This window comes from Streptomyces sp. SYSU D01066-1, assembly GCF_054956795.1.
On the sequence record NZ_JBUDHV010000003.1, the window covers coordinates 127,240 to 148,810 of the forward strand.

Consider the following 21,571-nt stretch of genomic DNA (forward strand, 5'->3'; position numbering starts at 1 on the left):
AGTCTCCTTCGCTAGTCCGGCCCCATTCTGCCCTGCGGCCGAGGCGCCGGACCCGGCCGGGGCGCTACGCCCGGCCGCCCCCTCCCGGCCCGGCCGCCACCACCGGCAGCGGATACGGCGGGGGAGTGCCGCCGAACTCCGGACAGTGCGCCCGGTGGTCGCACCAGCCGCACAGCTTGGTGGGACGCGGCCGCCACTCGCCCGTCTCGGTCGCCAGCCGGATCGCGTCCCACAGCGCCAGCAGCTTGCGCTCGACCCGCTCCAGGTCGGCGACGACCGGGTCGTACGTCAGCACGTCACCGCTGCCCAGGTAGACCAGCTGCAGCCGGCGGGGGACGACCTTCTTCAGCCGCCACACCACCAGCGCGTAGAACTTCATCTGGAACAGCGCGCCCTCGGAGTACTCCGGCCGGGGCGCCCTGCCCGTCTTGTAGTCGACGATCCGCACCTCGCCGGTGGGCGCCACGTCGACCCGGTCGATGATGCCGCGCAGCCGCAGTCCGGACTCCAGCTCCGTCTCGACGAACAGCTCCCGCTCGGCCGGCTCCAGCCGGCTCGGGTCCTCCAGCGTGAACCAGCGCTCCACGAGCCGCTCCGCCTCGGCCAGCCAGCGCGCCAGCCGCTCGCCGTCCGGGTCGTCGGCGAACAGCTCCCCCACCTCGGGCCTGGTCTCCCGCAGCCGGTCCCACTGGCCGGGCACCAGGGCCTTCGCACGCGGCGGGGTGCGCTCGGCCGCCGGGGCGTCGAAGAGCCGCTCCAGCACCGCGTGCACCAGCGTGCCCCGGGTCGCCGCCTCGCTCGGCTTCTCCGGGAGCCGGTCGATCACCCGGAACCGGTACAGCAGCGGGCACTGCATGAAGTCGCCGGCCCGCGAGGGCGAGAGCGAGACGGGAGGTGCGGCGACGGACCGGGGGGAGGGGGCGGCGGGCTCCACCACGGAGGCCACGGAGGTCACGGCGGCTGCCGAGGCCGCCGCGACCGCCGCTCCCTCGCCCGCCTCCGGCGCCGCTGCCACCACTCCCTCGCCCGCCCCCGCCTCCGGCGCCGCTGCCACCCCCGGCGCCGCCGGTCCGGCCGGTACCGGCGGGTCCACCGTCGGTGCGGGACCGGTGGGACCGGCGGTACCGGCGGGACCTCCCACCGCGCCCTCGATGCTCGTCTCCATGCGACAGACCCTACGGCCCGCCACTGACACCGGCCCAGCCACGCCGGTGACGCCCGTGACGCGCGGGAGCGGTGGAGAGCGGAGGAGAGCAGGCGGAGCACAGGGGTGCCGGGGCGGAAGGGGGCGAGCGGGCCGCATACCATCGACATGAGACCCTTCCGCCCGGCAGGAGCGGAAGACGCTTCGAACGAGGGGAAACCGTGGACGTGAGCGGCGGGAGCGGGCAGCCGCGGTCCGGCAGCGACGAGCCGGCCGAGCACCACCCGGGGTCTACGGCCCCGTCCCCCGGCTCCGCGCGCCCCGGCCGGCCCCAGGACGGCGGCCCCGACCGCCCCGACGCCCCTCCTCCCGGCCCCGCCTCCGCCGAGGGGGCCCCGGCGGCACAGGACCCGGACGGTCCCGGCGGGGGCGCGGAGGAGGACGGCACGCGCCGGGACGGCCCCGGCGGCCGGTCCGGCCGTACGGCTCCCGGCGACCGCCCCGCCCCGTCCCCGCCCGGCGGCGCACCGGGAACCGCGGCTCCACAGACCCCGGCGGCCCCGGCCGGCCCCCGCCCCCCGCGCCGCCCCCGCGAACCCGGCGGCGGCCTGCTGATGGGCCGCCCGTTCGGCGTCCCGGTCTACGTCGCTCCCAGCTGGTTCCTGGTCGCCGCCCTGATCACCTGGGTGTTCGGCGGCCAGCTCGACCGCGTCCTGCCCGAGCTGGGCGCCGCCCGGTACCTGGTCTCCCTCTTCTTCGCGGTCGCCTTCTACGCCTCCGTCCTCGTTCACGAACTCGCCCACACCGTCGCCGCCCTCCGCTTCAAGCTCCCGGTCCGCCGCATCCAGCTCCAGTTCTTCGGCGGCGTCTCCGAGATCGAGAAGGAGGCCGAGACCCCCGGCCGCGAATTCGTCCTGGCCTTCGTCGGCCCGCTGCTCTCCCTCGTCCTCGCCGGCGTCTTCTACCTCGCCCTGCTGCCCGTCGAGCCCGGTACCGTGCCCGGCGTCCTGCTGGCCGGTCTGATGATCTCCAACCTCATCGTGGCCGTCTTCAACCTCCTCCCCGGCCTCCCCCTGGACGGCGGCCGCATGCTCCGCGCCGTCGTCTGGAAGATCACCGGCAAACCGATGAGCGGCACGGTCGCCGCCGCCTGGGTGGGCCGCTTCCTCGCCGTCTCCGTCCTGATCGGCCTTCCCCTGCTCACCCAGGCCGGCGCCCTCGGCTCCGACGCCGTGGACAACGTCGGCATGGACACCGTCATGGACGCCCTGCTGGCCGCCATCCTCGCCGCGATCATCTGGACCGGCGCCGGCAACAGCCTGCGCATGGCCCGCCTGCGCGAACACCTCCCCGAGCTGCGCGCCCGCAACCTCACCCGGCGCGCGGTCCCCGTCGAGACCGACACCCCCCTCTCCGAGGCGCTGCGCCGCGCCAACGCGGCCGGTGCCCGCGCCCTGGTCGTCGTCGACGCCGAGGGCGCCCCGCTCTCCCTGGTCCGCGAGGCCGCCATCGTCGGCGTACCCGAACACCGCCGCCCCTGGGTCGCGGTCAGCGGCCTCGCCCAGGACCTCACCGAGGGCATGCGCGTCTCGGCCGAGCTGGCCGGCGAGGAACTGCTGGACGCCCTGCGCGCCACCCCCGCCACCGAGTACCTGGTGACCGAGGAGACCGGCGAGATCTACGGCGTCCTGTCCGCCGCCGACGTCGAACGGGCCTTCGTCAAGGCCATGGCCCGGCCGAGCTGAACCCGTCCCGGAGCGGCACGGGGAACCGCGCGAGCGACCGCGCACGGCCCGCGCCGCCCGGTGCGCTCCCGCCCCCGCCCCCTTCGCCGGTAAAGCCCCCGGCAGACAACCGGTAGGCTGGTCACATGTCCGAACCGACCGGTGCCGCCCGCAGGCGCGGGCCCTTCAAGGTCGGGGACCAGGTTCAGCTGACCGACCCCAAGGGCCGCCACTACACGTTCACGCTCGAGGCCGGGAAGAACTTCCACACCCACAAGGGTTCCTTCCCCCACGACGAGCTGATCGGCGCTCCCGAGGGCAGCGTTGTCCGTACCACCGGGAACGTCGCCTACCTCGCGCTGCGCCCCCTGCTCCCCGACTACGTCCTGTCCATGCCCCGCGGCGCCGCCGTGGTCTACCCCAAGGACGCGGGGCAGATCCTCGCCTTCGCCGACATCTTCCCCGGCGCGCGCGTCGTGGAGGCCGGGGTCGGCTCCGGCTCGCTGAGCAGCTTCCTGCTGCGCGCCATCGGCGACCAGGGCATGCTGCACTCCTACGAGCGCCGCGAGGACTTCGCCGACATCGCGCGCGGCAACGTGGAGCGGTACTTCGGCGGCCCGCACCCCGCCTGGCAGCTCACCGTCGGCGACCTCCAGGACAACCTGTCCGACACCGACGTCGACCGCGTCATCCTCGACATGCTCGCCCCCTGGGAGTGCCTGGAGGCCGTCTCCAAGGCACTCGTCCCCGGCGGCATCCTGTGCTGCTACGTGGCGACCACCACCCAGCTCGCCCGGACCGTCGAGTCCATCCGGGAGATCGGCTGCTTCAACGAGCCGACCTCCTGGGAGACCATGATCCGCAACTGGCACGTCGAGGGCCTGGCCGTCCGCCCGGACCACCGGATGATCGGCCACACCGGTTTCCTGCTCACCGCCCGCCGCCTCGCCGACGGCGTGGAACCGCCCATGCGCCGCCGCCGGCCCGCGAAGGGCGCCTACGGCGAGGACTACACCGGCCCCAACGCCGACGGGGGCACCGGTCGCTGACCCGGCCCGCCACCCGTACCAACGCGGCGACGCCGTGGTCGAGTTCCCGGATCCGTCCGGGAACTCGACCACGGCGTCGCCGCGTTGACAGGGCACCATCACGAACCGGCCGGGCCGGGACGCGCCCGGGTACCCACCCCGCCGTTCCCCCGCACTGTGACGTGTGGCACGATGCTGGACACCCCACCGGCACAGCCCTCACAGGAGACGCTCCTCGTGCAGCACCCCGCCGTCCCGGAACTGGCACACACGCGTACCCGCCCGATCCACTGGGTCGCCACCGCAACCGCCGTCGCCGCCGTGGTGGCCCTCTCCTCGGTCCTGCAGCCCGACGCCGCGACAGCGGCCCAGGCGGCGCGCCCCAAGGCCCAGCAGGCCCGGAGCCAGGCCGCGCCGCCCGATCCCGCGGACGTCACGTTCCCCCTGGACTGCGGCCCGGTGAAGGCCGTCGTCCAGAAGAAGGCGTCCGGCGACCTGGACGGCGACGGCCGCCCGGAGACGGTCGCCGTGGTGCACTGCGACGCCCCCATGGGCACCCCGCCCGACGGCGTCTACGTCCTCACCTCGGGCGGCGACGGCGAACCCCGGGTGGTCGCGACGCTGGTCGGCCCCGAGGAGCGCCGGACCGTCACCGACCTCTCCGTCACCGGCGGCGCCGTCCTCGCCACGTACCTCGGCTACTCGTCGGCCGACGTACCCAGTTGCTGCCCGGACGTCGAGGAAGACGCGAAGTGGCGCTGGAACAACGGCGCGTTCGTCCGCTCCACGCCCGCCGAGGCCCACGCGGTGTGAGCGGGAACGGCGCCGTCCGAAGGTGAGACATCAGACATCGGTCACGGACTGTACGCAATAGGTTGCGATTTGGTCACTCTGCGTCCGGTCCGTAGACCTCGACGCTGTCCGAAACCCGACGTACGTGGATGCACTCGCCCGGACACTCCTTCGCCGAGTCGACCACGTCGGTCAGGAGCGGCAACGGCACCGGCGTGGTCGCCCCCTTGGCCCGCAGCAGCTCGTCGTCCCCGCCCTTGACGTAGGCGAGACCGTCGATGTCCAGCTCGAACACCTCGGGCGCGTACTGCGCGCAGATGCCGTCGCCGGTACACAGGTCCTGATCGATCCAGACCTCCAGCGCCTCAGCGGTGGCCCCGGCCTCCTGTTGCACGATCGTCTCTCCTGCCGTTTCTGCGCCGAGCGGCGGGAATCCGGCCAGCTCTGACGGGTGTTGAACACTTCGAGCCTACCGCCGCCTGCTTTCCCGACGTGTTCCGTGGGTATTCCCCTGGCGTGAGGGAGAGCGCAAGGGTGAAGATCGGACACACCCCGACCGTCTTTGTGATCTAGGGGTTTCAATCGACACCCACCCAGGTAGGGTCTGGAAGCGTCCAGCTCCCCTTGGAGGAGGTGAGGACCGTGGCAGCCCACGACGACGACATGAACCGCGGCATCCGCCCGGGACACGGGTCCGACGACCCGACCGGACAGATCGCCTATCTTGAGCAGGAGATCGCCGTCCTGCGACGCAAGCTCGCCGACTCTCCGCGGCACACGAGAATCCTCGAAGAGCGGATCGTCGAGCTGCAGACCAATCTGGCCGGCGTATCCGCGCAGAACGAGCGACTGGCCAATACACTCCGCGAGGCCCGCGACCAGATCGTGGCCCTCAAGGAGGAGGTCGACCGGTTGGCGCAGCCGCCGGCCGGCTTCGGTGTCTTCCTGCAGGCGAACGAGGACGGCACGGCCGACATCTTCACCGGGGGCCGCAAGCTCCGGGTGAACGTCAGCCCCAGCGTCGAGCTGGACGACCTGCGCCGAGGCCAGGAAGTCATGCTCAACGAGGCGCTCAACGTGGTCGAGGCCATGGCGTTCGAGAGCGTCGGCGACATCGTCACCCTCAAGGAGGTCCTGGAGGACGGCGAGCGCGCCCTGGTGCTGGGGCACACCGACGAGGAGCGCGTGGTCCGGCTCGCCGAGCCATTGCGCGGCATCACCATCCGCGCCGGTGACGCCCTCCTGCTCGAACCCCGCTCGGGTTACGTCTACGAGGTCGTCCCCAAGAGCGAGGTCGAGGAACTCGTCCTCGAAGAGGTCCCCGACATCGGCTACGAGCAGATCGGCGGCCTCGGCGGACAGATCGAGATGATCCGCGACGCGGTCGAGCTCCCGTATCTCTATCCCGACCTGTTCAAGGAGCACGAGCTGCGTCCGCCCAAGGGCGTGCTGCTCTACGGCCCGCCCGGCTGCGGCAAGACGCTCATCGCCAAGGCGGTCGCGAACTCGCTGGCCAAGAAGGTCGCCGAGGTCACCGGCCAGGCCGCCGGCAAGAGCTTCTTCCTGAACATCAAGGGCCCCGAGCTGCTGAACAAGTACGTCGGCGAGACCGAGCGGCAGATCCGCCTGGTCTTCCAGCGGGCCCGGGAGAAGGCCAGCGAGGGCACCCCCGTCATCGTCTTCTTCGACGAGATGGAGTCCCTCTTCCGCACCCGCGGCTCCGGTGTCAGCTCGGACGTGGAGAACACCATCGTCCCCCAGCTGCTCGCCGAGATCGACGGCGTGGAGGGCCTGCAGAACGTGGTCGTGATCGGCGCCTCCAACCGTGAGGACATGATCGACCCCGCCATCCTGCGGCCCGGCCGGCTCGATGTGAAGATCAAGATCGAGCGTCCGGACGCCGAGGCGGCCAAGGACATCTTCGGCAAGTACCTCACCGAGCGCCTCCCGCTCCACGAGGACGATCTGAAGGAGCACGACAAGGACAAGGCGGCCACCGTCCAGAGCATGATCCAGACGGCGGTGGAACAGATGTACGCCGAATCCGAGGAGAACCGCTTCCTGGAGGTCACCTACGCCAATGGCGACAAGGAAGTCCTCTACTTCAAGGACTTCAATTCCGGCGCCATGATCGAGAACATCGTGGGCCGCGCCAAGAAAATGGCGATCAAGGACTTCCTGGAGAAGAACCAGAAGGGTCTGCGCGTCTCCCACCTCCTCCAGGCGTGTGTGGACGAGTTCAAGGAGAACGAGGACCTGCCCAACACCACCAACCCGGACGACTGGGCCCGCATCTCCGGGAAGAAGGGCGAGCGGATCGTGTACATCCGTACGCTCGTCACCGGAAAGCAGGGCGCGGACACCGGACGCTCCATCGACACGGTGGCGAACACCGGTCAGTACCTGTAAGAAACCGGACGGCTGCGGGTGTCCCTCAGCGGGTACCCGCAGCCGACTGCTTTCCAGGGCCACGGCTGGAGCAAGGCAATGACGCAAATGATCTCCCCACCAGCGCAAAGGCGTTCTAGGCTCTTCCATACCGCCGAGTCGCGCAGTGCGGGGACGGGCACCGCACACGCACCGGAGCGCCAGCGGTACGTGAGCGGCGTCCACGACCGTGGGCACCGCCGGGCAAGGAGGGCCGCATGACCGTACGGCGAGTAATGGGCATCGAGACGGAGTACGGGATCTCCGTCCCCGGTCACCCCAACGCCAATGCCATGCTCACCTCGTCCCAGATCGTCAACGCCTACGCGGCGGCGATGCACCGGGCCCGCCGGGCCCGCTGGGACTTCGAGGAGGAGAACCCGCTGCGGGACGCGCGAGGCTTCGACCTCGCCCGGGAGGCCGCCGACTCCAGCCAGCTCACCGACGAGGACATCGGCCTGGCCAACGTGATCCTCACCAACGGTGCCCGGCTCTACGTCGACCACGCGCACCCCGAGTACAGCGCGCCCGAGGTCACCAACCCGCGGGACGCCGTGCTCTGGGACAAGGCGGGCGAGCGCATCATGGCCGAGGCGGCCGAGCGGGCCGCCCAGCTGCCCGGGGCCCAGCCGATCCACCTGTACAAGAACAACACCGACAACAAGGGCGCGTCCTACGGCACGCACGAGAACTACCTGATGAAGCGGGAGACCGCCTTCTCGGACATCGTGCGCCACCTGACGCCGTTCTTCGTCTCCCGCCAGGTCGTCACCGGCGCCGGCCGCGTCGGCATCGGCCAGGACGGCCACGAACACGGCTTCCAGCTCAGCCAGCGCGCGGACTACTTCGAGGTCGAGGTCGGCCTGGAGACGACCCTGAAGCGCCCGATCATCAACACGCGCGACGAACCGCACGCGGACGCGGAGAAGTACCGCCGGCTGCACGTGATCATCGGTGACGCGAACCTGTCGGAGATCTCGACGTACCTGAAACTGGGCACGACCGCCCTGGTGCTGTCGATGATCGAGGACGGCTTCATCGCCGTGGACCTGGCGGTCGACCAGCCGGTACGCACCCTCCACCAGGTCTCGCACGACCCCTCGCTCAAGCAGCTCGTCACCCTCCGCAGCGGACGGACGCTCACGGCGGTACAGCTCCAGATGGAGTACTTCGAGCTGTCCCGCAAATACGTGGAGGAGCGGTACGGCGCCGACGCGGACGACCAGACCAAGGACGTCCTGGCCCGCTGGGAGGACACCCTCAACCGCCTGGAGAACGATCCGATGAGCCTGGCCGGCGAGCTGGACTGGGTCGCCAAACGGGAACTCATGGAGGGCTACCGGCGGCGCGACGCGGTCGACTGGGACGCCCCCCGGCTGCACCTGGTCGACCTCCAGTACGCGGACGTACGTCCCGAGAAGGGCCTGTACAACCGCCTGGCGGCCCGCGGCCGCATGAAGCGGCTGCTGGACGACGCGGAGGTCGAGCGGGCCCGTACGAAGCCGCCCGAGGACACCCGCGCGTACTTCCGCGGGCGCTGTCTGGAGCAGTACGCGGACGACGTGGCGGCGGCCTCCTGGGACTCGGTGATCTTCGATCTGCCGGGGCGCGATTCGCTGCAGCGCGTGCCGACCCTGGAACCGCTTCGCGGAACGCGTAATCACGTCAAGGAGCTGCTGGACCGCTGCCGGACCGCGGAAGACCTGGTCAGGGTGTTGGCCGGGGGGTGAACCGGGCGTGTTCCGGGCATGATCCAGGCATGATCCGGGGCAGTGGGTACCCGGCCGAAGTCAGCCGGGCCGGGGTGAAAACCCCCGGCCCGGGAATCAACGAGGTGGTCCCCGCGCGTTCTGTATTCCGCGGGGCCGATGTCAGAGCCGGCTTGTAGGGTCGGATCTTGACGAGCGAACTGTGTCGGGCGAACCGAGCGGGGTGAGGGTTATGGCGACCAAGGACACCGGCGGCGGGCAGCAGAAGGCCACGCGTTCCACCGAGGAGGTCGAGGAGCAGGCGCAGGACGCGCAGGCGTCGGAGGACCTCAAGGAACGGCAGGAGAAGCTGAGCGACGACGTCGACTCGGTGCTGGACGAGATCGATGATGTGCTCGAAGAGAATGCTGAGGATTTCGTGAGGTCGTTCGTTCAGAAGGGTGGCCAGTAGGTCGCTTGACCTTCGAAACGAAGGCGGGGGTTGGTGAAGGAAGAGACGGCTCCGCGGCGGTGCTCGCGTTGCGCCGAACGCAAGCCGCGATCGGCGTTCGCGAGCAACAAGTCCGCGCCGGACGGTCTCCAGGCATACTGCCGGGAGTGCTCCGCTGAGTACTACCGGCAGCGCCAGGAGGCCAAGGGCAAGAAGGTTCGGGCCAAGGTGCCGGTACCAGGAGGGCACAAGCGCTGTCCGCAGTGCGAGCAGGTGAAGCCGTACGCGGAGTGGGAGCGGAACAAGTCGTCCTCGGACGGCTGGTCCAGCTACTGCCGTGAATGCCGTGCGGGGCGCAACCGGATCAGTTACTTCCGGCGCAAGTACGGCCTGACTCCGGCTGGACTGGACGGGCTGATCGCCGAGCAGCAGGGCGTCTGCTGCATCTGTCTCGCGGCCCCCGCTGAGCATGTGGATCACTGCCACGAGACAGGTAGGGTCCGTGGCGTACTGTGCTTCAGCTGCAACGCGGCGCTGGGGCAGTTCAAGGACCGGCCCGATGCCATAAGGCGGGCTGCCGCTTATGTGGAAGGAATCGCGTGGAAGCCAACACTCGTAGCACCGGGCGTCTGCCGGCTGCCTTCCTGACACCTGGATCGTCCTCCTTCATGGACTTCCTGTCGGAACACCAGCCGGAGATCCTTCCGGGCAACCGGCAGCTGCCGCCGACCCAGGGTGTCATCGAGGCCCCGCACGGCACGACGATCGTGGCCGTGACGTTCGACGGCGGTGTCGTGCTGGCCGGTGACCGCCGGGCCACCATGGGCAACGTCATCGCGCAGCGGGACATCGAGAAGGTGTTCCCCGCCGACGAGTACTCGGCGGTGGGCATCGCCGGTACGGCGGGGCTGGCCGTGGAGATGGTGAAGCTCTTCCAGCTGGAACTGGAGCACTTCGAGAAGGTCGAGGGCGCGCAGCTGTCCCTGGAGGGCAAGGCCAACCGGCTGTCGACGATGATCCGTTCCAACCTCGGCATGGCGATGCAGGGGCTGGCGGTCGTCCCGCTGTTCGCCGGGTACGACGTCGACCGCGGCAAGGGCCGCATCTTCTCGTACGACGTGACGGGCGGGCGGTCCGAGGAGCGCAACTTCGCCGCCACGGGATCGGGGTCGGTGTTCGCGCGCGGCGCGATGAAGAAGCTCTTCCGGGATGACCTGAGCGAGGACGACGCCACCACGCTGGTGGTGCAGGCGCTGTACGACGCGGCCGACGACGACTCGGCGACCGGCGGGCCCGACGTCGCCCGGCGGATCTTCCCGATCGTCACCGTGATCACCGAGGACGGCTTCCGCCGGCTGACCGAGGACGAGTCGTCCGAGATCGCCCGCTCGGTGCTGGAGCGGCGGCTGGAGCGGCCCGACGGTCCGCGGGCGGCGCTGCTGTAGCGGCGGGCACGGTTGCTTTGTTGTCAGGTGATCCAGTGACTTCGACAGAAAGGGACGGTTGACCGGTGTCGACGCCGTTCTATGTCTCCCCCCAGCAGGCCATGGCCGACCGGGCCGAGTACGCCCGCAAGGGCATCGCCCGCGGTCGCAGCCTGGTCGTGCTGCAGTATGCCGACGGCATCGTGTTCGTCGGTGAGAACCCGTCCCGTGCGCTGCACAAGTTCAGCGAGATCTACGACCGGATCGGTTTCGCGGCCGCCGGCAAGTACAACGAGTACGAGAACCTGCGGATCGGTGGTGTGCGCTACGCCGACCTGCGGGGTTACACCTACGACCGGGACGATGTGACGGCCCGGGGCCTGGCCAACGTCTACGCCCAGACGCTCGGCACGATCTTCTCGAGCGCGGCGGAGAAGCCGTACGAGGTGGAGCTGGTCGTCGCGGAGGTCGGGGAGACGCCCGAGGGCGACCAGATCTACCGGCTGCCGCACGACGGGTCGATCGTGGACGAGCACGGCTCGGTGGCGGTCGGCGGCAACGCGGAGCAGATCAGCTCGTACCTGGACCAGCGGCACCGGGACGGGATGACGCTGGCGGAGGCGCTGCGGCTGGCGGTGCAGGCGCTGTCGCGGGACACCAACGGCAGCGAGCGGGAGATTCCGGCGGAGCGGCTGGAGGTGGCGGTGCTGGACCGTACGCGGCCGCAGAAGCGGAAGTTCCGGCGCATCGCGGGGGGCCAGCTGTCGAGGCTGCTGGACGCGTCCTCGGCGTCCGGTGGTGCGGGGGGCGCCGAGGAGGAGTAGCAGCAGCGGCTGAGTGGGGGGTGCCTGCGGCGCCTGTGCGGGTTCGCTGGGGGTGCGCGCAGCGCCCACGGTGCGGTTCATGGCCGGGGCCGGGGTGGGGGGGTGTCCGTCCTCGGAACGGCGCGGAATCGGTCTCCTACGGGGCTTACCCGGGTTGACGCGCCAACCGCTGCGGGCGGACACCCCCGCCCCGTCCCCTTCCCGCCGTACGCGGGTGCGGGTCCGTATCCCGTCCAACCGCGGACGCCGCGGGCCGCGCAGGCGGCCCAGGCCGCGCAACCGCGGGCAGGCGTGCCTCCCCCAGTGCCTGAACGGCCTGGGAGATACCCCCAGGGGCGATGGGGGTCCCCCGCTCGAGCGAAGCCGAGAGTGGGGGATGGTGGGCGCGGCCAACGGATCAGCGCCGGGTCGCGCCACCCAGCCCTCCTCGGCTCGCCTCAGCGGGGCGGTGCCGTCGAGCCTCGGACGATCAGCTGTACGGGGATGTCGCCGCCCTGGGGCGCCCGGTCCTCCAGGACGTCCAGCAGCGCCCGCATGCCCCGTTCGCCGAAGAGCTCCGCGTCGAGGCGGACCGTCGTGAGCTCGGGGTCGATCGCCGTGGCGAGGGCGAGGTCGTCCAGGCCGGTGACGGAGAGGTCCTCGGGGACGCGCAGGCCCAGGCGGCGCAGCGCCTTGTAGGCGCCGGCGGCGAGTTTGTCGTCGTCGCAGACCAGGGCGGTGGGGCGCGGTCCGGGGGCGGAGAGGGCCGCCTCCGTGGCGGTCAGGGCGTCCTCGATGGAGATGGGCGTGTGGGCGGTGCGCAGTTCGGTGCCGGGCACCGCGCCCAGCCGTGCCGCCAGTTCCCGGGCCCGTACCTCGAAGGTCCAGGAGGCCACGTCCGCGGCGAGGTGCAGGAAGCGGCGGTGGCCCAGGGCCAGCAGGTGGTCCGCGACCTGGCGGACGCCGTCGGAGATGTCCAGGTTGACCGTCGCCGCGCCCGTGCTGCTCTCCGGGTCGCTGTCCAGCATCACGAGCGGGAGCTGGTCGCCCCGGATGGCGGTGAGGGCGTCGGCGGCCATGGAGGAGGCGATGACGCCGTCCAGGGCCGCCTGGGCGGAGGCGAACGGGTCCCTCGCCGGGCCGATGCCCTCGGGGGAGGGGTAGAGGACCACGCCGAAACCGTGTTCGGCGGCGACGCGGGCGGCGCCCGTGTAGACGCCCGCGAAGAACTCCGTGGTCAGGGCCGGTACGACGAGGAGGACCGTGCGGGTGCGGCCGAGGCGGAGGTTGCGGGCCGCCAGGTTGGGGCGGTAGCCGAGGTCGTGCGCGGCCCGGCGTACGCGTTCGGCCGTCGTCTCCGATACGCGTCCGCGCCACTTGTCGCCCAGGACCAGGGAGACCGCGGCCTGGGAGACGCCGGCGGCCCGGGCGACGTCCCGGCTCGTCGGACGTGTGCTGCCTCGTGCCACCGTGGGCCCGCTCCTTCGTCTGGACTCCCGAACAGCGGTCATGGTACGTATGAGCGCGCTCAAGTTATACGTAAAACGTCCGATGGCGGGGAAGGGAGCCGGCCGTGGCCGCGGGGTATCTGGAGATTCTTCGTGCGCGGCATGCCGCGCGGTTGCTGGCCGGCACGCTCGTGGGGCGGCTGCCCAACGCCACCGCGGCGATCGCCGTCGTGCTGTTCGTGCGGGCCGAGGGCGGTTCCTACAGCCTCGCGGGGGCGCTGGCGGCCGTCTACGGGGTCGCCAACGCCGTGGGACAGCCTGTGCTGGGGCGGCTCGTGGACCTGTTCGGGCAGCCGCGGGTGCAGCTTCCGGCGGCCGTTCTGTCGGGTCTGGCGATGGCCGTCTTCGCCTTCGCCGGCACGGACGCGGCCGTGGTCGCCTACGTGGCGGTGGCGGGCGCGGGGCTGTTCACGCCGCCGCTGGAGGGCGGTCTGCGGGCCCTGTGGCCCGGTGTGCTGGGCGAGGAGGGGCAGGTGCACACGGCGTACGCGATGGACGCCGTGGCGCAGGAGGTGATGTTCACCGTCGGGCCGCTGCTGGTGACGCTGTGCGCGTCCCTGTGGTCGGCGCAGGCCGCGCTGCTCGTCCTCAACGTGCTCGGGGTGCTCGGGGCGCTGTCGGTCGTCGTGTCGCCTCCCTCGCGCGCGTGGCGGTCGGCTCCGCGCGAGGCGCACTGGCTGGGCGCGCTGCGCTCGCCCGGGCTGCTGGCGCTGCTCGCCGCCTTCCTGTTCGTCGGGACGGCGCTCGGGTCGATCACGGTCGCGGCCGTGTCGTACGCCGACGAGCACGGCGGCGACGCCGTGTACGGCTGGCTGATGGCCGCGCTGGGACTCGGGGCGCTGGTGGGCGGCGCGGTGTACGGGGCGCGGCGGTGGGCCGGTGATCCGGCGCGGAGACTACGGGTGCTGGTGGCGCTCCTGGCGGTGTGCTACCTGCCGCTGATGTCGATGCCGGGCGCGGTCGGCATGGTGCTGCTCGCCGTGGTGGCCGGGATCTTCCTGGCGCCGGCCATCGCCTGTGCTTTCGTGCTCGTCGACCGGCACGCTCCCAGGGGGACCGTGACCGAAGCGTTCTCCTGGCTCGTGACCACGTTCACCGTGGGAGCGTCGGTCGGAACGGGGCTCGCCGGGCCGGTCGTCGAGGCCGGCGGGGCGCTGTGGGGCTTCGCCCTGCCGGGCGCCGCGGGAGCGGTCTCCCTGCTGGTGCTGACGGCGACCGGGCGGGTCCTCGCGGTTCCCGCCGGACAGGCGGTGGTCGCGGCTTCATCGGAAAATGATCCAAACCGTGCCGTCGAACCCCGTTTCAGTTCAGGGGATCGGGCGTAATGTTCAGTCATGGACCGCCGCATTTTCGGGCTGGAGAACGAGTACGGCGTCACGTGCACGTTCAGGGGACAGCGCCGCCTGTCGCCTGACGAGGTGGCGCGGTACCTCTTCCGCCGTGTCGTGTCATGGGGCCGCAGCAGCAATGTGTTTCTGCGCAACGGCGCCCGCCTCTATCTCGATGTCGGGTCGCACCCGGAATACGCGACACCCGAATGTGACAACGTCACCGAGCTCGTCACGCACGACAAGGCGGGCGAGCGCATTCTCGAAGGACTCCTGGTGGACGCCGAACGACGCCTGCACGAGGAGGGAATCGCGGGCGACGTCTACCTCTTCAAGAACAACACCGATTCGGCGGGCAACTCCTACGGCTGTCACGAGAACTACCTGGTGGCCCGGCACGGGGAGTTCTCCCGGCTCGCGGACATCCTCATCCCGTTCCTGGTGACGAGGCAGCTGCTGTGCGGGGCCGGCAAGGTGCTGCAGACGCCGCGCGGTGCCGTGTACTGCGTCAGCCAGCGCGCCGAGCACATCTGGGAGGGCGTCTCCTCGGCGACGACCCGGTCCCGGCCGATCATCAACACCCGCGACGAGCCGCACGCCGACGCCGAGCGCTACCGCCGGCTGCACGTCATCGTGGGCGACTCGAACATGTCGGAGACGACCATGCTGCTCAAGGTCGGCGCCACCGACCTGGTGCTGCGCATGATCGAGGCCGGCACGGTGATGCGCGACCTGACCCTGGAGAACCCCATCCGGGCGATCCGCGAGGTCAGCCACGACATCACCGGACGGCGGAAGGTGCGCCTGGCCAGCGGCCGGGAGGCGTCCGCGCTGGAGGTGCAGCGGGAGTACTACGAGAAGGCCGTGGACTTCTGCGAGCGGCGCGGCATCCGCACCGGCACCGTCGAGCGGGTGCTGGAGCTGTGGGGCCGCACCCTGGACGCGATCGAGGCCGAGGACCTCGACCGCATCGGCACCGAGATCGACTGGGTCATGAAGTACAAGCTCATCGAGCGGTACCGGACCAAGCACAACATGACCATGTCGCATCCGCGGGTCGCGCAGATAGACCTCGCCTACCACGACATCCACCGCCGTCGTGGCCTGTACTACCTGCTGGAGAAGAAGGGCCAGGCCGCCCGGGTCTGCAACGACTTGAAGATCTTCGAGGGCAAGTCCGTTCCCCCGCAGACGACTCGGGCCCGGCTGCGCGGCGACTTCATCCGGCGGGCCCAGGAACAGCGCCGTGATTTCACGGTCGACTGGGTCCACCTCAAGCTCAACGACCAGGCGCAGCGCACCGTGTTGTGCAAGGACCCGTTCCGTTCCGTCGACGACCGGGTGGAGAAGCTGATCGCGGGCATGTAGCGCTCCGAATACATGACCGGAACGCCACACGGGCGCCGTACGTTTTCCGTACGGCGCCCTTCTCACGCCGTAGAGTTGCGCGCACGCCATCAACCATGATCGACCGATTACGAGGCCCTCACCGTGCGCCGACGCTCACTTCTCATCGCCGTACCCGTTGGACTGACCACCCTCGCCGCGTGCGGCGACGACGGGGGCGAATCGGGCGACGCCGGTGAGACGCCCTCGGCGTCGGCCACGTCGTCGGCGCCGGCCCCCAAGATCGTCGACGGTCCGCTGCCGGCGATCACGGCGGGCACGGAGTTCGGCGAGAAGCCGACGGTCGCCAAGGGCAGCGGCGACCCGTCCGGACAGCTCGCGGTCAAGACGGCCGTCGCGGGCAGCGGCAAGACGGTCGCCGAGAACGACTTCGTGGTCGCGGACTACCTGGGCCAGATCTGGTCCTCCGCCAAGGTGCTCGGCAACTCCTACGACACCAAGAGCCCGCTGGTCTTCCAGCTCGCCCAGGGCAGCGTCATCGACGGCTGGCGGTACGCCCTCGCGGGCAGGAAGACCGGCAGCCGCGTCCTCTTCGCCGTCCCGCCGGCCTGGGCCTACGGCGACCAGGGCAACGAGCAGCTCGGGGTGGAGAAGGACGACACCCTGGTGTTCGTCTTCGACCTCAAGGACAGCTACAACGCCAAGTCGTCGGCCAGGGGCGAGGAGGTCGCCCAGGGCGACACCGCGCTGCCGAAGGTGGGCACCAACACCGACGGCAAGGCGCCTTCCATCGAGGTGCCCGCCGCCGACGCGCCGGAGAAGCTCGTGGCGAACTACGTCATCGAGGGCGACGGCGCCGAGGTGGCGGCCGAGGACAGCGTCCTGGTGCAGTACAAGGGCGTGCTGTGGGACGGGGGCAAGGAGTTCGACTCGACGTACAAGCGGGGGCAGCTGACCTCCTTCGGCCTCCAGCAGGTCGTCAAGGGCTGGTCGCAGGGGCTGACCGGCAAGAAGGTCGGCAGCCGCGTCCTCATCGTCGTCCCGCCGGACCTGGGGTACGGCGACAACCCCCCGGAGGGCAGCGGCATCAAGAAGGACTCGACGCTGGTCTTCTCGGTCGACATCCTCGCGAAGCTCTGACGCGGCGGGGATGAAACACTGGGACCGTTGCCTTTCCGCAGACAAGCAGGAGCTAGAGACGTGAGCATCGACAAGCCCGAGATCGACTTCCCCGGCGGCGAGCCCCCGGCGGACCTCGAGATCAAGGACATCTGGGAGGGCGACGGACCCGTTGCGCAGGCGGGCCAGACCGTCACCGTGCACTACGTGGGTGTCGCCTTCTCCACCGGCGAGGAGTTCGACGCCAGCTGGAACCGCGGCGCCCCGTTCCGCTTCCCGCTGGGCGGCGGCCGGGTCATCAAGGGCTGGGACCAGGGCGTGCAGGGCATGAAGGTCGGCGGCCGCCGCCAGCTGACCATCCCGGCCCACCTCGCCTACGGCAACCAGAGCCCGACCCCGGCGATCAAGCCCGGCGAGACGCTGATCTTCGTCGTCGACCTGCTCGGCGTCTGATCCGACCTCGTCGAGGCCGGGCCGGCACGGATCCGACCGGACGCGACCGCTTCGGGGCCCACGCCCGTGTGGGCGTGGGCCCTCGGCTTTTGCCAGGCCACCGCGGGGCGGTACGGTCATCGGCGTAGGCATCACAAGGAGGCGAAGGGCGTCGATGGCCATTGCCAAGGCCGAGCGGCTGATGAACCTGGCGCTGTGTCTGCTCGGCACCCGCCGGCCGCTCAGCAAGCGCGAGCTGCGCGAGTCCATCGAGGCCTACGTCGAGGCGTTCGGACCCGAGCACACCACGCCGGGCTCCGACGACGCCTTCAACCGCATGTTCGAGCGGGACAAGGACGACCTGCGCGAGCTGGGGCTGGTCATCGAGACCGTCGAGAGCCTGGACGGCGAGATCGGCTACCTCGCCCGCCGCGACAGCAACCGTCTGCCGGCCATCACCCTGGACGCCGAGGAGGCCGCCGCCCTGGGGCTGGCCGCCAAGGTCTGGCAGCAGGCCCGGCTGGCCGGCGCGGCCAGCGGCGCCCTGCAGAAGCTGCGCGCCGCCGGGCTGCCGGAGGACGTCGACCCCTATGAGGCGCACAGCGCGCTGGAGCCGCGCATCCCCGTGCACGAGGCCGCGTTCGAGCCGCTGATGCTGGCCTGCCGGGACCGCCGTCCGGTCGTCTTCGACTACCGCAAGGCCACCGCCGCCCGCCCCGAGACCCGGCATGTCGAACCGTGGGCGCTGGAGTGCTGGCGCGGCCACTGGTACCTGGCGGGCTTCGACCGGGACCGCGGTGCCGAGCGGGTCTTCCGGCTGTCGCGGATCACCGGCAGGGTCCGCTCGCGGGGGGCGCGTTTCACCGCTCCCGTACCGGACGTCGTCACCGTCCGCGAGACCGTGGCGAGCTGGGCGGGGGAGACCGCCGACCGCTCCGCGCTCATCCGGCTGCGCTCGGGCGCCGGATACCCCCTCCGGGCGAAGGCCACGGCGGTCCGGGAACTCGGCGACGGCTGGGACGAGTTGGAGATTCCGTACGGGCACGGCCTGGACGCCTGGCTGGTGGAGTTCGGACCGGACGTGGTGGTGCTGGAGCCGGCCGAGCTGCGGGCCGACGTGGTGGACCGGCTGCGCGCCGTCGCCAAGGGCTGAGGGGGAGCGGACAACACAGTGGCAGGCAAACCGGTCAGGCCCGTCAACGCCATCGACCAGACCCGGCGGATGCTGTCGTTGGTGACGTATCTGCGCGAGCGCCCCGGCGCCCGGATCGAGGACGTGGCCCGCGCCTTCGGCATCACCGAGGACGAGCTGGTATCCGACCTCGACGTGCTCCCGATGTGCGGCACCAGCTTCCGCGGCGGGGACCTGCTCGACATCGACACCGACGGCGAGCGCATCTGGTGGCACAACCCGGCAGCGCTCGGCGCGGACGCCGCCGAGCCGCTGCGGCTGGCCGCCGACGAGGCCACCGCGCTGCTGGTCGCCGCCCGCGCGGTGGCGACCCTGCCCGGCCTGCGCGAGGGCGACCGGCAGGCGCTGCTGCGGGCCACCGCCAAGGTGGAGGCCGCGGCCGGCGAGGCGGCCGGCGCCAGCTCCCGGCTGTCGGTCACCTTCGAGTCCGAGGGCGGCGTCTTCGCCGACGTCGACCGGGCCATCTCCGAGCGCCGCCGCCTGTGGATCCGCTACTACTCACCGGCCCGCGACGAGGTCACCGAGCGCGAGATCGATCCCATCCGCCTGGTCAGCGTCGGACACACCTACGTGGAGGCGTGGTGCCGCCGCTCCGAGGCGCGGCGCACCTTCCGGCTCGACCGGGTCGCCGAGATCAAGATCCTGGACGAGCCGTCCGCGCCGCCCGAGATCGAACCGCGGGACCTGTCCCAGGCGCTGGTGCAGCCGGCCGCCGAGGACCCCGAGGTCGTGGTGGAGGTCGGCCCGGGCGGACGCTGGGTCGCCGAGTACTACCCGCACGACAGCGCCGAGGAGCTCCCGGACGGCGGGCTGCGCATCACGCTGCGCACCCCCGACCCGGCGTCGCTCAGACGCCTGGCGCTGCGCCTCGGACGGGACGGCCGGATCGTCGCGCCGGGCGAGCTGGCCGACAGCGCCCGGCAGGCGGCGCGCGAGGCGCTGGCGGCGTACGACGAGGGGACCGGGACGGCCGAGGCGTACGGGCCGTCGGCCGCGCGGGCGGCGGACGCGGTGCACGACGGGCAGGAGCGAGGACGTTGAGCGAGTCGGCGGGGTCTGGTGCGGTGGGCATGACGGTGGCGTCCGCGTTCGCCGGGATGAGGAGCGTGGCGCCGGTGGTGTTCCGGGCGGGCTGTCCGGACTGCCGGGGCCGCTTCGAGCTGACCGCGGGCGCCCTGCTGCTGGCCATCGGCGCCAGCAGCCGCACCACCTTCTACTCCTTCACCTGCCCGGAGTGCGGGGTCACCGTCCGCAAGCCGGCGGGGGAGCGGATCGTGGAGCTGCTCACCGGCGGCGGGGTGCGGACCCTGCGCCTGCACTCCACCGCTTAGCCCGCGCTCCGTCGTTTAGGAGACAGGCGGCGGGACGGACTAGGCTCGATGGCATGTTCTGGCCGATGTTCGCGGTTGCCATGGGGTTCCTGGGTCTCGCCGTCCTCGGGGTGCTCGCCGTGCGGGTGTTCGTGGAGGCGCAGCGGCTGGGCCGGCAGGTGGCCGAGTCGGCCGGCCGGATCGGCGCGGCGGCGGAGGACCTGGAGCAGGCCGCGGCCCGTGCGGGCCGTTCCGCCCGGGCGCTGTGAAGGACGCGGACGCCGTCCGCCGGGCGCTGTGAAACGCCTGTGGGTGGCGCAGCGGTCTCCTGTGACTTGCGTTCCGGGCCGCTTCGCCCTGTCATCCGGCTCATCGGGACAGGTACGCTGCTGGTCGCGGTCCGGAAAACGAGGCCCGGCCGCGGACGGGAGTACGCACGGGGATTGCCTCACGTTTACCCCTGAGCGTTACGATCGCTGCACAAGACGGCCGTTCAGACGCGTGTCCGACCGGTCGGACAGCACCCCCACCCAGCCGCCTCGGTGAGAAGGTAAAGACTTATGTTCGGAAGGCTCGGCGCCCCCGAGATCATTCTCATCCTCGTCGTCATCATTCTGCTGTTCGGCGCGAAGAAGCTTCCCGACATGGCGCGTTCGCTCGGCAAGTCCGCGCGCATCCTCAAGAGCGAGGCCAAGGCGATGAAGGACGACAACAAGTCCGCCGCCCCGGCCGACCCGCCCACCACCGGTGAGCAGTCCGCGTCGCAGCGCACCATCCAGGCCGCCCCGGGTGACGTGACCAGTTCCCGCCCGGTCGCCGAGCCGACGGACACGACCAAGCGCTGACGCGGGGCCGGTGATCCCCGGCCCGCCCGCACGAGATGGGAACGTGGGTTGCTGAAGCCTGCCCGCAAAAAGGAGAGGGATCCCGAGGGGCGGATGCCCCTCGCGGAGCACCTGCGTGAGCTCCGCAACCGGCTCGCGAAGGCACTGCTGGCGATCGTCGCCGTCACCGTCGTCGCCGCCTTCTTCTACAACGACATCATCAACCTCCTCACCCGGCCGATCCTCGACTCGGTCGGCTGCGACCAGACGTTCGAGCAGCTGGCGGAGTCGACGTCGGACGAGCCGTGCGCGCAGATCACCATCAACGGTCTGCTCACCCCCTTCACCCTGGCCCTGAAGGTGTCGCTGATGGCCGGTGTCGTGCTGGCCTCCCCGGTCTGGCTCTACCAGCTGTGGGCCTTCGTCGCGCCCGGTCTGCACCGGCACGAGAAGAAGTACGCCTACGCCTTCGTCGGCACCGGCGCCCCGCTCTTCATCGGCGGCGCCTACTTCGCGTACAACGTCCTCCCCACCACGGCGGAGGTGCTGCTCGACTTCACCCCGAGCAGCACGACCAACCTGCTGCCGCTGGACGACCTGCTCGACCTCGTCCTGCGCATGGTGCTCGTCTTCGGCCTCTCCTTCGAGCTTCCGCTGCTCCTGGTCTTCCTCAACCTCACGGGCGCGCTCACCGGCAAGCGCATGCTCGGCTGGTGGCGCGCGATGATCATGGGCATCACCCTCTTCGCGGCCCTCGCCACGCCCAGCACCGATCCGCTGACCATGCTCATGCTGGCCGGTCCGATCTGGGTGCTGTACTTCGCGGCGGTCGCCTTCTCGCTGCTGAACGACCGCCGTCGCCGCAGGAGCGACGCACTGGGCCCCGCCGACGACGAGGCATCCGACCTCGACCTCACCCCCGAGGACATCGGCGAGATCGAGCCCGTGACCACCAGTTCCGCCCTGCCCGAGCAGTCCCGCACGGACCGGGTCAACGGGTACGACGACGTGACGTGAGCCGAAGTCCGCG

General features: G+C 71.1%; 22 protein-coding genes. 19 read left to right on the plus strand and 3 right to left on the minus strand.

The window, feature by feature from the left end; all coding sequences use genetic code 11:
• Positions 1 to 64: 64 nt before the first annotated feature.
• Positions 65 to 1,165: a RecB family exonuclease gene (locus ACY1JF_RS04275; RefSeq protein WP_462703601.1), complete on the minus strand. Its 1,101-nt coding sequence runs from the start codon at positions 1,163 to 1,165 to the stop codon at positions 65 to 67.
• A gap of 200 nt (positions 1,166 to 1,365) precedes the next feature.
• On the opposite strand from ACY1JF_RS04275, the gene ACY1JF_RS04280 reads away from it, so the two are divergent.
• The 3 genes from ACY1JF_RS04280 (at position 1,366) to ACY1JF_RS04290 (ending at position 4,709) form a co-directional block, all read left to right on the plus strand.
• Positions 1,366 to 2,889: a site-2 protease family protein gene (locus tag ACY1JF_RS04280; RefSeq protein WP_462703602.1), complete on the plus strand. Its 1,524-nt coding sequence runs from the start codon at positions 1,366 to 1,368 to the stop codon at positions 2,887 to 2,889.
• Positions 2,890 to 3,014: 125 nt separating this feature from the next.
• On the plus strand, positions 3,015 to 3,917 hold the full coding sequence (locus ACY1JF_RS04285; protein WP_215170740.1) for a tRNA (adenine-N1)-methyltransferase: 903 nt from the start codon (positions 3,015 to 3,017) through the stop codon (positions 3,915 to 3,917).
• Between the two features lie 216 nt (positions 3,918 to 4,133).
• The gene (locus ACY1JF_RS04290; RefSeq protein WP_462703603.1) at positions 4,134 to 4,709 is read left to right on the plus strand and encodes a hypothetical protein; all 576 of its coding nucleotides are present in this window, start codon (positions 4,134 to 4,136) and stop codon (positions 4,707 to 4,709) included.
• A gap of 73 nt (positions 4,710 to 4,782) precedes the next feature.
• Here the strand turns inward: ACY1JF_RS04290 and ACY1JF_RS04295 are convergent, their stop codons facing one another.
• On the minus strand, positions 4,783 to 5,082 hold the full coding sequence (locus tag ACY1JF_RS04295; RefSeq protein ID WP_462703604.1) for a ferredoxin: 300 nt from the start codon (positions 5,080 to 5,082) through the stop codon (positions 4,783 to 4,785).
• 248 nt (positions 5,083 to 5,330) lie between these two features.
• On the opposite strand from ACY1JF_RS04295, the gene arc reads away from it, so the two are divergent.
• The 6 genes from arc (at position 5,331) to prcA (ending at position 11,502) form a co-directional block, all read left to right on the plus strand.
• A complete protein-coding gene (gene arc / locus ACY1JF_RS04300) occupies positions 5,331 to 7,097 on the plus strand; it encodes a proteasome ATPase (RefSeq protein ID WP_462703605.1) in 1,767 nt (588 codons plus the stop codon).
• 236 nt (positions 7,098 to 7,333) lie between these two features.
• Positions 7,334 to 8,845, plus strand: a complete 1,512-nt coding sequence (gene dop / locus ACY1JF_RS04305) for a depupylase/deamidase Dop (protein WP_462703606.1) — start codon at positions 7,334 to 7,336, stop codon at positions 8,843 to 8,845.
• Between the two features lie 211 nt (positions 8,846 to 9,056).
• On the plus strand, positions 9,057 to 9,275 hold the full coding sequence (locus tag ACY1JF_RS04310) for a ubiquitin-like protein Pup (protein ID WP_016325855.1): 219 nt from the start codon (positions 9,057 to 9,059) through the stop codon (positions 9,273 to 9,275).
• Positions 9,276 to 9,308: 33 nt separating this feature from the next.
• Entirely contained in the window at positions 9,309 to 9,902 is a 594-nt protein-coding gene (locus ACY1JF_RS04315) for an endonuclease VII domain-containing protein (protein WP_462703607.1), read from the plus strand.
• On the plus strand, positions 9,854 to 10,699 hold the full coding sequence (prcB, locus tag ACY1JF_RS04320; RefSeq protein WP_462703608.1) for a proteasome subunit beta: 846 nt from the start codon (positions 9,854 to 9,856) through the stop codon (positions 10,697 to 10,699). Before ACY1JF_RS04315 ends, prcB begins: the two co-directional genes overlap by 49 nt.
• A gap of 65 nt (positions 10,700 to 10,764) precedes the next feature.
• On the plus strand, positions 10,765 to 11,502 hold the full coding sequence (gene prcA, locus ACY1JF_RS04325) for a proteasome subunit alpha (protein ID WP_462703609.1): 738 nt from the start codon (positions 10,765 to 10,767) through the stop codon (positions 11,500 to 11,502).
• Between the two features lie 437 nt (positions 11,503 to 11,939).
• On the opposite strand, the gene ACY1JF_RS04330 is transcribed toward prcA, so the two are convergent.
• Complete coding sequence (locus ACY1JF_RS04330) at positions 11,940 to 12,992, minus strand: LacI family DNA-binding transcriptional regulator (protein ID WP_462703610.1); 1,053 nt, start codon at positions 12,990 to 12,992, stop codon at positions 11,940 to 11,942.
• 62 nt (positions 12,993 to 13,054) lie between these two features.
• Here ACY1JF_RS04330 and ACY1JF_RS04335 point away from each other — a divergent pair, with 62 nt between their 5' ends.
• From ACY1JF_RS04335 to tatC, 10 genes are all read left to right on the plus strand, one after another.
• Positions 13,055 to 14,314 (plus strand): MFS transporter, encoded by a 1,260-nt coding sequence (locus ACY1JF_RS04335; protein ID WP_462703611.1) that lies wholly within the window; start codon positions 13,055 to 13,057, stop codon positions 14,312 to 14,314.
• Positions 14,315 to 14,323: 9 nt separating this feature from the next.
• On the plus strand, positions 14,324 to 15,685 hold the full coding sequence (gene pafA / locus ACY1JF_RS04340) for a Pup--protein ligase (protein ID WP_462703612.1): 1,362 nt from the start codon (positions 14,324 to 14,326) through the stop codon (positions 15,683 to 15,685).
• 123 nt (positions 15,686 to 15,808) lie between these two features.
• Positions 15,809 to 16,804: an FKBP-type peptidyl-prolyl cis-trans isomerase gene (locus ACY1JF_RS04345; RefSeq protein WP_462703613.1), complete on the plus strand. Its 996-nt coding sequence runs from the start codon at positions 15,809 to 15,811 to the stop codon at positions 16,802 to 16,804.
• A 60-nt stretch (positions 16,805 to 16,864) separates the two neighbouring features.
• Positions 16,865 to 17,236 (plus strand): FKBP-type peptidyl-prolyl cis-trans isomerase, encoded by a 372-nt coding sequence (locus ACY1JF_RS04350; protein WP_189418682.1) that lies wholly within the window; start codon positions 16,865 to 16,867, stop codon positions 17,234 to 17,236.
• A 154-nt stretch (positions 17,237 to 17,390) separates the two neighbouring features.
• Positions 17,391 to 18,368, plus strand: coding sequence for a helix-turn-helix transcriptional regulator (locus tag ACY1JF_RS04355; protein ID WP_462703614.1), 978 nt, complete (start codon positions 17,391 to 17,393; stop codon positions 18,366 to 18,368).
• An 18-nt stretch (positions 18,369 to 18,386) separates the two neighbouring features.
• The gene (locus tag ACY1JF_RS04360) at positions 18,387 to 19,448 is read left to right on the plus strand and encodes a helix-turn-helix transcriptional regulator (RefSeq protein ID WP_462703615.1); all 1,062 of its coding nucleotides are present in this window, start codon (positions 18,387 to 18,389) and stop codon (positions 19,446 to 19,448) included.
• Positions 19,445 to 19,738 (plus strand): hypothetical protein, encoded by a 294-nt coding sequence (locus ACY1JF_RS04365; protein WP_462703616.1) that lies wholly within the window; start codon positions 19,445 to 19,447, stop codon positions 19,736 to 19,738. Before ACY1JF_RS04360 ends, ACY1JF_RS04365 begins: the two co-directional genes overlap by 4 nt.
• A 53-nt stretch (positions 19,739 to 19,791) precedes the next feature.
• Positions 19,792 to 19,986 carry a hypothetical protein gene (locus tag ACY1JF_RS04370; RefSeq protein WP_462703617.1) on the plus strand — a complete coding sequence of 65 codons (195 nt, stop codon included), beginning with the start codon at positions 19,792 to 19,794 and terminating at the stop codon, positions 19,984 to 19,986.
• Positions 19,987 to 20,277: 291 nt separating this feature from the next.
• Positions 20,278 to 20,562: a Sec-independent protein translocase subunit TatA gene (gene tatA, locus ACY1JF_RS04375; RefSeq protein ID WP_403541029.1), complete on the plus strand. Its 285-nt coding sequence runs from the start codon at positions 20,278 to 20,280 to the stop codon at positions 20,560 to 20,562.
• Positions 20,563 to 20,610: 48 nt separating this feature from the next.
• Positions 20,611 to 21,558, plus strand: a complete 948-nt coding sequence (gene tatC, locus ACY1JF_RS04380) for a twin-arginine translocase subunit TatC (RefSeq protein ID WP_462703618.1) — start codon at positions 20,611 to 20,613, stop codon at positions 21,556 to 21,558.
• Positions 21,559 to 21,571 lie beyond the last annotated feature (13 nt).

Excerpts from the sequence above, each read along its gene's own strand:
- tatA (WP_403541029.1), top strand. The coding sequence starts at position 20,278 with ATGTTCGGAAGGCTCGGCGCCCCCGAGATCATTCTCATCCTCGTCGTC.
- ACY1JF_RS04285 (WP_215170740.1), top strand. The coding sequence starts at position 3,015 with ATGTCCGAACCGACCGGTGCCGCCCGCAGGCGCGGGCCCTTCAAGGTC.
- dop (WP_462703606.1), top strand. The coding sequence starts at position 7,334 with ATGACCGTACGGCGAGTAATGGGCATCGAGACGGAGTACGGGATCTCC.
- ACY1JF_RS04330 (WP_462703610.1), bottom strand. The coding sequence starts at position 12,992 with ATGACCGCTGTTCGGGAGTCCAGACGAAGGAGCGGGCCCACGGTGGCA.
- pafA (WP_462703612.1), top strand. The coding sequence starts at position 14,324 with ATGGACCGCCGCATTTTCGGGCTGGAGAACGAGTACGGCGTCACGTGC.
- ACY1JF_RS04275 (WP_462703601.1), bottom strand. The coding sequence starts at position 1,165 with ATGGAGACGAGCATCGAGGGCGCGGTGGGAGGTCCCGCCGGTACCGCC.
- ACY1JF_RS04355 (WP_462703614.1), top strand. The coding sequence starts at position 17,391 with ATGGCCATTGCCAAGGCCGAGCGGCTGATGAACCTGGCGCTGTGTCTG.
- ACY1JF_RS04310 (WP_016325855.1), top strand. The coding sequence starts at position 9,057 with ATGGCGACCAAGGACACCGGCGGCGGGCAGCAGAAGGCCACGCGTTCC.
- ACY1JF_RS04370 (WP_462703617.1), top strand. The coding sequence starts at position 19,792 with ATGTTCTGGCCGATGTTCGCGGTTGCCATGGGGTTCCTGGGTCTCGCC.